The following is an 11,657-nucleotide window of genomic DNA, read 5'->3' as shown; positions in this document are numbered from 1 at the left end:
CTCCATATAGGAACGCCGCAACAAAAAGGAAAAGAGCACGCCGCAACGATCTGCAAATCGGAGCGTGACCAAGGCGCGCCGCCCAACAGTTTTTTCTAAAAAAGCAGGCGTATCCCATTTACGGCGAAACAAAGGCACCGTAGGAAATGAGCGCCCGATTGTGGGCTAACCGGATGATAGATATGTCTAAATCTAAAGTTTTCGCAGCATCGGCACTGGCACTCGCCATGCTTGCAGGCCCCGCTCTCGCGGAAGACCTCGTCTTCCAGCTGAAGAACGGCACCAACTCCGTCCTGACCCGTTTCCACACCTCGCCCGTCGGCGTCGACAAGTGGGAAGACGATGTCTTCGGCGAGCAGGTCCTTAACCCCGGCGAGACGATCGAAATCACGATCGCCGACGGCCGTGATGTCTGCAACTACGACATGCGCTTCGAGTTCGCCGAAGACTCCGACCTCGACACGACCACCGACACGCAGAACCTCTGCGAACTCGGCGAATATACGATCCACGAATAAAAACGGGCCGCCCCTGATAGGGCGGCCCGCGTCATGCAACGGATATGAAAAAGGCGGCCGAAGGCTGCCTTTTTTGTTCGCTTACGGCTGCGGCTTCGCTTCGCCGCCTTCGGCTGTGGCGGGAGCGCCCAAGATATTCTGGAGCTTCTTGCCGCTTTCGACCTGCAGGTCGCGGCCGATGCCGGCGGCCCAGATCTCGGCGGCCTTCATCAGGCTACGCGTGGCGATCGGACCGTCCGTCAGGAGCTTCTTGCCGACCGGCGAGGAGTAGAAGTCGGCGATCGCCTTCAGCTCGTCCTGCGTGAAGGTCTTGGCGTAGATCGACGCGGCTTCCTTCTCGAGATCGGCGCGGCGCGGTGCAAGTGCCAGCGCCTGCTCGTCGACGGTCGCGTTGATTTCCGCCTCATGGTTCGGCGAAGCCTGGATGAGCGCTGCCTTGGCGCGCATGGCAAGGCTCGGCAGGATGTTGTCGAAGCCTGCGGTCGCCGCGATGGCGTCGATGGCGGCGCGCGCGGTCTTCAACTGCTCTTCCGTGACCTCCTGCGCCTTGGCGGCGCCGACGAGGCTTGCCGAAACGATGAGGGTTACCGCGAGGGTCCGGCCGAAACCAGCAAAGTTGATCATGTCGGTCTGTGCTCCTGTCTATGCTTTTGCCGTCAGCGTGCGCGCACCAGCCGGACCGGCGATGATGGCAAGCGACGCCATATTGATGAAGAGTCCGTGTTCGACGACACCGGGTATGTCATTGAGGCTGCTTGCGAGCGCATCTGCATCAGGAATGCGGCCAAAAGATGCGTCGAGAATATAGTGCCCACCATCCGTCTTGAAGGTGCCGTCGCCGGAGGCGCGCAGCGTGAGCGGGCCGGAAAGGCCAAGCCGCGCGGCCGCCTTCTCGATGGCGATGCGCGTGGAGACGAGACCGAACGGGTTGACCTCGATCGGCAGCTTGAAGGCGCCGAGCGTTTCCACCACCTTGGTCTCGTCGGCAATCACGATCATGCGGGCCGAGGCTGCCGCCACGATCTTCTCACGCAGCAACGCGCCGCCGCCGCCCTTGACGAGGCGAAGCTGGCCATCGACTTCGTCGGCGCCGTCGATCGTCAGGTCGAGTTCCGGCAGTTCGTCGAGCGACTTCAGGGGCACGCCGAGTTCGACGCAGAGCCGCGCCGTGCGCTCGGAGGTGGGCACGCCCTCGACCTTGAGGCCGCCGGCGACCTTTTCCGCCAGAAGCCGGACGAATTCCTCCGCCGTCGAGCCGGTGCCGATACCGAGCCGCATGCCGTCTTCCACATGGGCAAGAGCGGCTTCCGCAGCCTTGATCTTCATTTCCCTGGCGTCCATCCGCCACGCACTCCCTAAAACCAACCTGTCGGCCCTTCGCACGAAGCGGCCGGAAATTCCGGTGAGACACTTACACGCCCCGCCCGGCAAACGAAAGCCAAAATCGCGGCAAAGCCGGCGGGTACGCGCGCCGTTCAAAGGCGTCGGCACAAGGGAATTGCAAATGCCGCCTCCATCGCCTACCGGAGAGACCCGCCTCCCATCTTTTCGACAAGGTTTCCCATGTCCGCTTCTCTCGTTGTCTTCGATCTCGACGGTACGCTCATCGACACCGCACACGACCTCGTGGCGAGCCTCAACCACACGATCGGCCTCGAAGGCCTCGATCCCGTCGGTTATGGCGATCTCACCTATCTCGTCGGCCATGGCGGACAGGTCATGATCAAGCGCGCCTTTTCGCTGCGCGGCCGAGACATCACGGATGGCGACCTGGAGCGCATGCTTGATGTCTTCGTCGAGCACTATGCCGCTGCGATGCCGGGCGTGTCCGTGCCCTATCCCGGTCTCGTCGAGGCCATGGATCGCCTGTCCGGTTCCGGCTACCGCCTTGCCGTCTGCACCAACAAGATGGAGGGCCTTGCCCGCCGCCTGATCGACGGTCTTGGCTTGACCGCCCGCTTTGCCGCAATCACCGGCGGCGACACCTTCGCGGTCCGCAAGCCCGATGCCGAACACCTGCTCGGCACGGTCCGCCTTGCGGAGGGCGATCCGAAGCGCACGGTGATGGTCGGCGACAGCCTCAACGACATCCTGGTCGCCCGCAATGCCGGCGTGCCCTCCATCGGCGTACCCTTCGGCTATTCCGACGTGCCGGTCGCAGAACTCGAGCCCAGCCATGTCGTCACGCATTTCGACGAACTGACGCCCGATCTCATCGAGCGCCTGCTCGCGCGGTGACAGGAAAAAGGCGCCGTATCCTTCCGGACACGGCGCCTTCGATACACTTGCCCTTTGACGCTATCAGCCCTGGACTTGCCGCGCCTTCTGCGTGGCGGCGAAAGCCTTGCGCATATAGTCGTCGCGACCATAGACGTCGTCGAAATATTCAACCGCGCCGTCCTTGTTCGGCCAGGCCGTGAAATAGGCAACGTAGATCGGGATATCGGCTTTGACGTTGATGCCCTTGTTCTTGCCGCCGGCAATTTCCTTGGCGACATCGGCTTCCGTCACGCCAAGCACGGCGGCAGCCATCTTGCGCGGCTCGGCAAGGCGCACGCAGCCATGGCTCAGCGCCCGCATATCCTTCTTGAAGAAGCTCTTCGACGGCGTGTCATGCATGTAGATGGCATGGCTGTTGGGGAAGAGTATCTTCAATTCGCCCAGCGCATTGTCGCCACTCGGCGGCTGGCGAACGGAAATGCCCGATGTCGAGCCATACCAGTTGACGGAGGACGACGGAACCGCCCTGCCACCCACGGCCACTTCATAGCCCATGCGGTCAAGATAATTCGGGTCGTTGCGCAGCTTCGGCAGCATCTCGTTGATGATGATCGACTGCGGCACGCCCCAATAAGGATTCACTTCGACGGTCTGGATGCGGTCCTCGAAGAAATAGGTCTGGTTCGACTTCGAGCCGACGACCGTGCGCATCGAGAATTTTTCGTGGCCGTCCTGGTAGTAATAGACCTGGAAGGCCGGCTGGTTGATGAAGACGTGGCGGGCACCCAGATCGACCGGCAGCCAGCGCGCCTGTTCCAGCGCCACTTCCAGCTTGGCGATCTTGTCGGCCGCGCTGTCGCCGCCGACCATCTTGCGGATTGAGGCTTTGCCGACGACGCCATCCGGCTTCAGGCCGTTTTCCTTCTGGAAGGCCTCGACGAGGGAAACCAGTTCCGGCGTATATTCCGGCGTGTCCTTGTAGCCGGCGATCGTGAGCGAATGCTCGGTCTTCAGCGCATCGGAACCGTGCTTGACAATGCCCTTGACGATGTTGGCGAGTTCCGGATTGCTCTGGCCAGGCTTCAGCAGCGTACCGTCGGCGATGACGACGCGGTCTTCCGCATTGCTCTCGGCCTTGAGCTTTGCAAGCTCGGCCTTCAGGGCCTGGAAGTCGGCGCTCGCGGGCGAGCGGCTTTCCAGATAGCCCTTGACGTTGCTGCTCATCGCGACGTTCTTCAGCGCGGCGACGATGTTGACGTCCTTGCGCTTGAAGTCGTGATAGCCGGAAATGCGATTGGGATCGATGCGGCCGCGCACCGCGTCCTGCACATAGGTGGCGACAGCCGACGACAGCGCGATCTCGAAGGTCGCAAGCTCGTCGTACCGCTTGTTGATGTCGGCGCTGTCGAAGCTATCAGACGGAATCTTGACCGCGTAGTCCCAGGGGTCGAGGCCGACGGAGGTGGCATCGGCGAGAACAGCAATCGCGCTCTTCGCCTTTTCGTTGATGCCGGTGCCGTCGATCCAGACAAATTTCTTTTGCGTGGCGTAGAATGCCTCCACCGCCTTGGCGGCATCGGGCGTCGTGCGCACGTTCACATTGGCGAAGGCCGCGCGCACGCCCGCGTCACCGGCGGCCGGGATGTCAACGGTGATCGAGCTCGTCACGACCGGGTCGGCGAGCTTCTCGACGGCGACGCGCTTCAGGCCGTCAGCCTTGTAGGTGTAGTAGCGCGGGCCGGTGACGCGCGGCAGCGGCTTGGCCGCCTGCTTCGTCTCAGCGCCCGGAAGGGCGGCACCCGTGGTCACACCCGGCAAGTCTTCGCGCACCGGCTCCTTCTTCTTGCCGCGGAAGATGTCGAACAGCGTCAGGGCGTTGGCCGGTGCAGCGTGGAGCGTGATGGTGGCGCAGGAAAGAGCCAGCGCGGCGGCCAGCACGGCAGTCTTTGTCAGCTTCATAAATAATCCATTCCCCGTATGAACCGCAACGCGCGGTCTCTGGCGGCGCCCGAACCAGCAGGCCGGTAAGTTATAGGAAAGGATGGTGAATGAAAAGGAAACGCCCCTTCCCGCCAGCCCTGCAAAACCTCACTTATCCGTGACGCCGACACCTGGAAAAGCAAACGGACGAGCCTGCGTAAAAATTTGAATTGGTGGCGAAATTTCGCGCAGGAGGCGAAAAATTCCGTCCGCCTGCCGGAAGTCGCCGAAAAAACAAGCCGGCGATTGTGATGGAAAAGGCACAGCCCGCATCGCCTCCCGCATACCTTCCCGGCCCGTTTTCCGCCTAATCGATTTTAACCGAAAGTCTCGTCTTCTTCCGCCATTCCGCCCTTGCAAGCGGGTCGCAGATAGGCCAGAGATTTGCGCGATTTTTCAGCACGGCCTTCCCAAACGGCCGCGCTCGCCCGGCCTGCCGCGTCCCATGCGGCGGCGAGGCCGGCGGCAGACCGTAACGCATGGGCTCGGAGAAGCGGGAAGCACTATGACATCGACGCGCACGGAAACGGATACATTCGGCCCCATCGAAGTGGACAACAGCCGCTATTGGGGCGCGCAAGCGCAGCGCTCCCTCGGCAACTTCAAGATCGGCTGGGAAAAGCAGCCGCTGTCGGTCGTGCGTGCGCTCGGCATCGTCAAGCAGGCCGCCGCCCGCGCCAATGCCGAACTCGGCCGCCTCGATCCGGCTCTCGCCATGGCCATCACCGAAGCCGCGCAGGAAGTCATCGACGGCAAGCTCAACGATCACTTCCCGCTCGTCGTGTGGCAGACCGGCTCGGGCACCCAGTCCAACATGAACGCCAATGAAGTGATCTCCAACCGGGCGATCGAAATGCTCGGCGGCGTCATGGGCTCCAAGAAGCCGGTGCATCCGAACGACCACGTCAACATGAGCCAGTCGTCGAACGACACCTATCCGACGGCCATGCACATCGCCTGCGCCGAGCGCATCGTGCACGATCTGCTGCCGGCGCTGAAGCACCTGCACGCCGCGCTCGAAGCCAAGGTCAAGGCTTTCGATCACATCATCAAGATCGGCCGCACGCACACGCAGGACGCGACGCCGCTCACGCTCGGCCAGGAATTCTCCGGCTATGCCGCACAGGTCGCCTCCTCGATCAAGCGCATCGAGCTGACGCTGCCGGGCCTGTGCGAACTCGCACAGGGCGGCACCGCCGTCGGCACGGGCCTCAACGCCCCGATCGGCTTTGCCGAAAAGGTCGCCGAGCACATCGCCTCGATCACCGGCATCGCCTTCAAGACCGCGCCGAACAAGTTCGAGGCGCTGGCCGCCCACGATTCCATGGTCTTCTCACATGGCGCGATCAATGCCGCCGCCGCCGCGCTCTTCAAGATCGCCAACGACATCCGCTTCCTCGGTTCCGGCCCGCGCTCGGGCCTCGGCGAACTGGCGCTGCCGGAAAACGAACCCGGCTCGTCGATCATGCCCGGCAAGGTCAACCCGACCCAGTGCGAAGCCCTCACCCAGGTCTGCGCCCAGGTGTTCGGCAATCATGCCTCGCTCACCTTCGCCGGCAGCCAGGGCCATTTCGAGCTCAACGTCTTCAACCCGCTGATGGCCTACAACTTCCTGCAGTCCGTCCAGCTTCTCTCGGACGCGGCGATTTCCTTCACCGACAATTGCGTCGTCGGCATCGAAGCCCGCGAAGACAACATCAAGGCGGCGCTCGACCGTTCGCTGATGCTCGTCACCGCACTCGCCCCGAAGATCGGCTACGACAACGCCGCCAAGATCGCCAAGACGGCGCACAAGAACGGCACGACGCTGCGTGAGGAAGCCGTCGGCGGCGGTTACGTCACCAATGAAGAGTTTGACGAAGTTGTACGTCCCGAAAAAATGATTATGCCGGGTTGAGGAAGAAATCCCTCATATTCTACTGGAAAGGCCGCAAATCCCCGGATTTGCGGCTTTTTTTCTTTGCAGCCTGCCGTTACGGAATCCACAAACGTTAATCCTTCGCAAAGCATTTGCGCAGTATTTTGCGGGAGCTAACGAATGAGCCAGGAGCAGCCGACATGAACACGGCAGTTGCGCAAAAGGTCCAGGTGCCCGATATCGCGGCCCAGGTGACCTATGCCATGCGCATAATGGGTGTGTCTCCCATTCCCCGCAATTACGAGCTGTTCTACGAGGCCTATATCGGCTCGAACCCAAAGCTGACGCGCGAACTCGCAGCCCTCGGCAGCAAGGCCTCGCAGGAAGAGCTCGACGAAATCGGCATGCAGTATTTCGGCCACCACCACGGCGTGCCGGCTATCGATGGCGCACACACCAAGATCGTCGGCGAACTCGAAGGCCTGCTGCGCCTGCTCAAGCAGGAGCAGACCTCGCTCGAAAGCTACAACAAGCTGCTCGACGAAACCTTCGTTCGCATCAACAACAAGAGCTCCGCCAGCGTCGATATCATCAAGGGCGTGATCGGGGTACTCACCCAGGCCACTGGCGACACGATCAGCCAGGGCAAGGTGATGGTCGAGAATGTCGTACAGCGGTCCGTCGAGATGGACAATGTGCGCAAGGAGCTCGACGAGTACAAGCGCATCGCCAACACGGATTCGCTGACGCAGCTTTCCAACCGCCGCGCCTTCGACGACAAGCTCTCCGCCATCTACAATTCGACGATGACGCGCCATGTCACGGCGCTGATCATCGCCGACATCGACCACTTCAAGAAGATCAACGACACCTACGGCCATCCCGTCGGCGACAAGATCCTCGCCTCCATCGGCAGCCTCATCCGCGCCAATGTGCGCAAGGACATCCTCGTTGCGCGCACCGGCGGCGAGGAATTCGCGATGATCGTGGAAGGCAATACCGAAGAAGAGGCGATGGCGATCGCCGAGCGCATCCGCACCGCGCTTGAGCACACGCCCTTCAAGAACTCCAAGACAGGCGTCAACTACGGCCCGATCACCATCTCGCTCGGCTTCTGCATGGCCTCCTGGGCGGAAGGCCCCGGCGAACTCTATTCGAAGGCCGACATCGCTCTCTATTGCGCCAAGAACGGCGGCCGCAACCGCACCATGGCCTATGAGGACGGCATGAAGAAGGATTTTGCCAAGAGCTGGCTTATCTACCGAAAATAGGCCTCCAGGCATACCTTTCGAAACGGCGCCTTCGGGCGCCGTTTTGCGTTTCGGGCATTTTTTGAAATCCGGCGGAACCGCGGCGACACGAAAGCGTTTTCGCGGCAACGGGAGGATCGCACCATGCAAACCGGATTTGTCGAAATCACCATGATCGTAGCCCTGATGCTGAGCAGCCTCGTCTGGATCCAGCCTTTCTGAGGCTGTTCCCGCCGGAACATCGCGACAACCGGCAACGTCCTAAAACGTCCCCATGAGAACACGACGCCGGGCACGAACCGCACCGGCACTCCAGACAGGGACCAGGACCATGAACAAGCTCGCACTCGCCCTTATCGCAGGCCTTCTTTCCACCGGCGCCGCATCGGCCGCCGACAAGACCATCGACCCGATCGAGGTCGCCTCGCTCTCGTCCTCCTCGCAGAAGACGGGTTGGCTGCAGGTTCTCTCAGGCGGCAAGCCGATGAAGTCGGAAAAGAAGATCGCCGCCGTTTCCCGCGCCCCGATCGCCCGCGAACTCGTCGCCTTCACCGAGGACGTCGCCCCCGGCACGATCATCGTCGACAACTCCGAGCGGCGCCTCTACCACGTGCTCGGCTCCGGCCTCGCCATGAAATACGCCGTCAGCGTCGGCCGCGAAGGCTTCATTTGGACCGGCACGGAAAAGGTGACGCGCAAGACAGAATGGCCGACCTGGACGCCGCCGGAAGACATGCGCGCCCGCGAAGCCAAGAAGGGCAAGATCCTGCCGGTCTCGATGAAGGGCGGCCTCGACAACCCGCTCGGCTCGCGCGCCATCTACCTCGGTTCGACCGTCTACCGCATCCACGGCACCAACCAGCCGTCATCGCTCGGCAAGGCGCAGTCCTCCGGCTGCATCCGCATGGCGAACGAAGACGTCGAGCACCTCTATGCGCAGGTCACGGCAGGCGTAACGGTCATCGTTCGTAACTAAGCGATCAGCGGCAGGCGGAAACGTCTGCCGCTTTTGCGATGGCAATGAGTTCCGGGCGGTATTCGAAATGCATGGTGTCGTAGTGATACCAGCGCCCGCCCCAGATGAAGCCATACCGCTCGAAAATCTCGACGATCTCGAGCGGATATTTGTTGGCGTATTTCGGCACCTTGCCCGGCTTTCCGCCCGACCAGATCCAGTAATCCGCAAACTTCGTGTTGAGATCGACGGCCGCGCCAAAACTGTGCACCGACATGTTTTTCGCGCCGGAAACCTTGCGCCAGTTGAACACGCCGGCCGAGGGGCTGAGGTAGCGCTTCAGCTCCGGTTTTGCCTCAAGTTCATCGCGCACCTTCTCCAGCGCCGCGGCGGCACCCTGCCGCTTCGTCACGCGCAACGTTTCGCCGAACCATTTGACGGGAACGAGATCGGCCCCGACGGCCCTCGCCGACGCACCATAGAGCCGCATCATCAAGGCATCGCTGCGAATGCGGCCGGGATCGAAATCGACCTCCGGCTTTTTCTCGCAGGCGCCGAGCGGATAGACCTGCCGCAGGCTGTCCTCGACATCGCCGGAGGCCAGTGCCGTCTGGTGATCCTTGACCTTGCCGTCGTCGATATAGAGCGCCGGGCCGCCATCCTTGAACAGCAGCCTGTTGCCCTCGACGCCGGAAAGGCTTTCCGGATAGGCCTCCAGCAGCAGCTTGAGACGGGCCGCAAGATCGGGCTCCGCTGCCCGCACCGCGGGCATGGCGATAAGGAGCGCGGCAATGCCCGCGAAAAGAGGCTTAATCGACATTGATGTTGATATAGTCGCCATCCGCACCGCGCCAGATCTCGACCTCGATGCGCACATCGCCCTGCAACAGGCGGCGCGCGGCGCTGCGCTCGATGCGGCCGTGGCTGATCATGCGTTCGGCAAGCTCGCGGTTGCGCGCGGAGGCGAAGAAGCTGTCGGTGTCGTCGCCAGGCTGGCTGACGCCGAAGCGATGTACATTGGCGCGATCCTGGCGGATGACCTGCCAGGGCTGGGTCAGGCGCTCGTTGTTGGAATTGTAGAGATCATCCTGGCCGATATAGGCGCCGTAGCTCTCGATCAATTCGTCTGCCTTGGCAGCGCCCATCGAGGCCGCAAGCATGCCGGCGAAAGCCGCCGCAAAAAGTCCTGTCCGCATCTCAAACTCCAAATTCGGCAAAAGCCATTCATAACCAAGAACAAGACGGTTCGGGAAGGCGGGATATTCGCCCCCACCTACCACATGGTCTTTGCCGCACGGCCCGGCCATTCCTTGTCGTAGGCTATTCCGTCGAAACCCTTCTTGGCGGATGCCAGCATCTGCCCGACGGTCGGCAGGCAGGCCGCATCGCGGAATTTTTCCGGGTTCCAGAGATCGGCGCGCAGCACGGCGCGGGCGCATTGCGAATAGACTTCCTCGATCGTGATGACGACGACCGAGCGCGGATGTTTGCCGTCCATGACGAAACGCTGCGTGATCGCGTCATCGATGCGCACGACGGCGCGGCCGTTGAGACGCATGGTCGTGCTGGAGCCGGGAATGAGGAACATCAAGGCGACGCGCGGATCGCGCACGATGTTAGAGAGCGAATCGATCCGGTTGTTGCCGCGCCAGTCCGGCAGCATCAGTGTGCGCTCGTCCTCGATATGAATGACCGCGCCGGCATCGCCGCGTGGCGAGCAGTCGAGCCCTTCCGGTCCCACCGTGGCCAGCGCCACGAACGGGGACGCCTCGATCATCGTGCGGTATTCCGGCAGCAGAAAATCCGTCACCTTGACGAGCGAGGCTTCGCCCGGCGCGCCGTAAAGTTCGTTCAACTGCTCGACCGACGTGACCACCGTCATGCTGCTCTCCTGTGCTTAGCACCTTCGCGGCGCATCGCACCCTTGCATGACAGGCGCGTGACGGAAAGCGATCAGGCGGCGATACGCTGCCCGTCCTCCGCGAAGAAACCGACGATCCGGTCGATGACGGGCTCGGCGGAAACGATGCGGCGATGGCCGAAGCCGTTGGCCCATTCCAGCGTCACATTGGGGCCGGAGGCGGCGTAACGCCGGGCATGATGGGCCGGCACCTCCTTGTCGTCCTCGGCATGGAGAACGAGCATCGGCGTGCTGAGCCGCCCTGCCCCGCTGGCCGCATCGAAGGCCGAAAGCGGCGCGCCGGCAATGCGCTCGACATGATCTTCCAGCGCCACCTGCGTTCTGGGACCGAGCTTCAAGTAGCGGCCGAGATCCTTGAACAGCCAGGCCATCTCGCTCGGCGAGCCGATGGTGACGAGCCGTCGCGGCCGGTGCGCGGGCACCGAGGGCACGAGGCCGCTCGCCGCGCAGGCAAGCGACGCACCGCCGAAAGAATGGCCGCAGAAATAATCGAAGCCGCCGAAGCGCTGCCAGGCCGCATCGATGGCGCGCACTGCCATCGGCAGCGTCAGCGTTCGCCCGCGTGAAGAGCCATGGCCCGGCAAGTCGAGCGCCACGACCTCATGGCCCGCAGCCACCAGCCCCTCCGTCAAGGCTGAGAGGTAGGCCGCCCGCGAGCCCCAGCCGTGTACGACCAGCACGCGGCCGGCAAAGTTTTCACAGGGACGCGCGGCGAAACGATGGGCCACCGCCGTGCCGCCGGTAAAGTCCAGCGTCACGCGTTGCGCCTGTCGCATCCAGCGCTCGGAGCGCACAAAAAGCTCCTTCTCCTTGGCCGTGCGCGGGCGGCGACCCGGCGTGGTCGCAAAGAGGCGGAACGCGGCCCGGCCGGCCGCAGCGGGAGAAACCGCGGCGACGCCGGAGAGCGCGAAGCGGATGACCTTCAAGCCAAAGGATGCCATAGTGGGAATCCATC

General features: G+C 62.7%; 12 protein-coding genes. 5 read left to right on the top strand and 7 right to left on the bottom strand.

What is annotated here, in order from left to right; genetic code table 11:
• Window positions 1–182: 182 nt before the first annotated feature.
• Window positions 183–518 (top strand): hypothetical protein, encoded by a 336-nt coding sequence (locus ACOZK4_RS21130; RefSeq protein ID WP_314094450.1) that lies wholly within the window; start codon window positions 183–185, stop codon window positions 516–518.
• 81 nt (window positions 519–599) lie between these two features.
• Here the strand turns inward: ACOZK4_RS21130 and ACOZK4_RS21125 are convergent, their stop codons facing one another.
• Together ACOZK4_RS21125 and rpiA are read right to left on the bottom strand one after the other, a co-directional pair.
• Window positions 600–1,142, bottom strand: a complete 543-nt coding sequence (locus ACOZK4_RS21125; RefSeq protein ID WP_421593627.1) for a DUF2059 domain-containing protein — start codon at window positions 1,140–1,142, stop codon at window positions 600–602.
• An 18-nt stretch (window positions 1,143–1,160) separates the two neighbouring features.
• Window positions 1,161–1,859, bottom strand: coding sequence for a ribose-5-phosphate isomerase RpiA (rpiA, locus tag ACOZK4_RS21120; protein WP_421593626.1), 699 nt, complete (start codon window positions 1,857–1,859; stop codon window positions 1,161–1,163).
• 222 nt (window positions 1,860–2,081) lie between these two features.
• On the opposite strand from rpiA, the gene ACOZK4_RS21115 reads away from it, so the two are divergent.
• Window positions 2,082–2,756, top strand: coding sequence for an HAD family hydrolase (locus ACOZK4_RS21115; RefSeq protein WP_421593625.1), 675 nt, complete (start codon window positions 2,082–2,084; stop codon window positions 2,754–2,756).
• A 63-nt stretch (window positions 2,757–2,819) separates the two neighbouring features.
• On the opposite strand, the gene ACOZK4_RS21110 is transcribed toward ACOZK4_RS21115, so the two are convergent.
• Entirely contained in the window at window positions 2,820–4,697 is a 1,878-nt protein-coding gene (locus ACOZK4_RS21110; protein WP_421593624.1) for a L,D-transpeptidase family protein, read from the bottom strand.
• Window positions 4,698–5,163: 466 nt separating this feature from the next.
• On the opposite strand from ACOZK4_RS21110, the gene fumC reads away from it, so the two are divergent.
• The 3 genes from fumC (at window position 5,164) to ACOZK4_RS21095 (ending at window position 8,802) form a co-directional block, all read left to right on the top strand.
• Entirely contained in the window at window positions 5,164–6,615 is a 1,452-nt protein-coding gene (gene fumC, locus ACOZK4_RS21105; RefSeq protein ID WP_421593622.1) for a class II fumarate hydratase, read from the top strand.
• A 161-nt stretch (window positions 6,616–6,776) separates the two neighbouring features.
• Complete coding sequence (locus ACOZK4_RS21100) at window positions 6,777–7,847, top strand: GGDEF domain-containing protein (RefSeq protein WP_313530644.1); 1,071 nt, start codon at window positions 6,777–6,779, stop codon at window positions 7,845–7,847.
• 310 nt (window positions 7,848–8,157) lie between these two features.
• The gene (locus ACOZK4_RS21095; protein ID WP_421593621.1) at window positions 8,158–8,802 is read left to right on the top strand and encodes a L,D-transpeptidase; all 645 of its coding nucleotides are present in this window, start codon (window positions 8,158–8,160) and stop codon (window positions 8,800–8,802) included.
• Window positions 8,803–8,806: 4 nt separating this feature from the next.
• On the opposite strand, the gene ACOZK4_RS21090 is transcribed toward ACOZK4_RS21095, so the two are convergent.
• The 4 genes from ACOZK4_RS21090 to ACOZK4_RS21075 all read right to left on the bottom strand — a co-directional run bounded on the left by ACOZK4_RS21090 (window position 8,807) and on the right by ACOZK4_RS21075 (window position 11,643).
• Window positions 8,807–9,601 carry a M15 family metallopeptidase gene (locus ACOZK4_RS21090; RefSeq protein ID WP_421593620.1) on the bottom strand — a complete coding sequence of 265 codons (795 nt, stop codon included), beginning with the start codon at window positions 9,599–9,601 and terminating at the stop codon, window positions 8,807–8,809.
• The gene (locus ACOZK4_RS21085) at window positions 9,591–9,977 is read right to left on the bottom strand and encodes a hypothetical protein (RefSeq protein WP_313530636.1); all 387 of its coding nucleotides are present in this window, start codon (window positions 9,975–9,977) and stop codon (window positions 9,591–9,593) included. Before ACOZK4_RS21085 ends, ACOZK4_RS21090 begins: the two co-directional genes overlap by 11 nt.
• 77 nt (window positions 9,978–10,054) lie before the next feature.
• Window positions 10,055–10,663 carry a pyridoxamine 5'-phosphate oxidase family protein gene (locus tag ACOZK4_RS21080; protein WP_421593618.1) on the bottom strand — a complete coding sequence of 203 codons (609 nt, stop codon included), beginning with the start codon at window positions 10,661–10,663 and terminating at the stop codon, window positions 10,055–10,057.
• 71 nt (window positions 10,664–10,734) lie between these two features.
• Window positions 10,735–11,643, bottom strand: a complete 909-nt coding sequence (locus ACOZK4_RS21075; RefSeq protein ID WP_421593617.1) for an alpha/beta hydrolase — start codon at window positions 11,641–11,643, stop codon at window positions 10,735–10,737.
• Window positions 11,644–11,657: the final 14 nt, after the last annotated feature.

This window comes from Shinella sp. M27 (assembly GCF_049199905.1).
Classification (GTDB): domain Bacteria; phylum Pseudomonadota; class Alphaproteobacteria; order Rhizobiales; family Rhizobiaceae; genus Shinella.
This window is presented reverse-complemented; position numbering and strand designations above follow the sequence as displayed.

Excerpts from the sequence above, each read along its gene's own strand:
- ACOZK4_RS21130 (WP_314094450.1), top strand. The coding sequence starts at position 183 with ATGTCTAAATCTAAAGTTTTCGCAGCATCGGCACTGGCACTCGCCATG.
- ACOZK4_RS21125 (WP_421593627.1), bottom strand. The coding sequence starts at position 1,142 with ATGATCAACTTTGCTGGTTTCGGCCGGACCCTCGCGGTAACCCTCATC.
- rpiA (WP_421593626.1), bottom strand. The coding sequence starts at position 1,859 with ATGGACGCCAGGGAAATGAAGATCAAGGCTGCGGAAGCCGCTCTTGCC.
- ACOZK4_RS21115 (WP_421593625.1), top strand. The coding sequence starts at position 2,082 with ATGTCCGCTTCTCTCGTTGTCTTCGATCTCGACGGTACGCTCATCGAC.
- ACOZK4_RS21110 (WP_421593624.1), bottom strand. The coding sequence starts at position 4,697 with ATGAAGCTGACAAAGACTGCCGTGCTGGCCGCCGCGCTGGCTCTTTCC.
- fumC (WP_421593622.1), top strand. The coding sequence starts at position 5,164 with ATGCGGCGGCGAGGCCGGCGGCAGACCGTAACGCATGGGCTCGGAGAA.
- ACOZK4_RS21100 (WP_313530644.1), top strand. The coding sequence starts at position 6,777 with ATGAACACGGCAGTTGCGCAAAAGGTCCAGGTGCCCGATATCGCGGCC.
- ACOZK4_RS21095 (WP_421593621.1), top strand. The coding sequence starts at position 8,158 with ATGAACAAGCTCGCACTCGCCCTTATCGCAGGCCTTCTTTCCACCGGC.
- ACOZK4_RS21090 (WP_421593620.1), bottom strand. The coding sequence starts at position 9,601 with ATGTCGATTAAGCCTCTTTTCGCGGGCATTGCCGCGCTCCTTATCGCC.
- ACOZK4_RS21085 (WP_313530636.1), bottom strand. The coding sequence starts at position 9,977 with ATGCGGACAGGACTTTTTGCGGCGGCTTTCGCCGGCATGCTTGCGGCC.
- ACOZK4_RS21080 (WP_421593618.1), bottom strand. The coding sequence starts at position 10,663 with ATGACGGTGGTCACGTCGGTCGAGCAGTTGAACGAACTTTACGGCGCG.
- ACOZK4_RS21075 (WP_421593617.1), bottom strand. The coding sequence starts at position 11,643 with ATGGCATCCTTTGGCTTGAAGGTCATCCGCTTCGCGCTCTCCGGCGTC.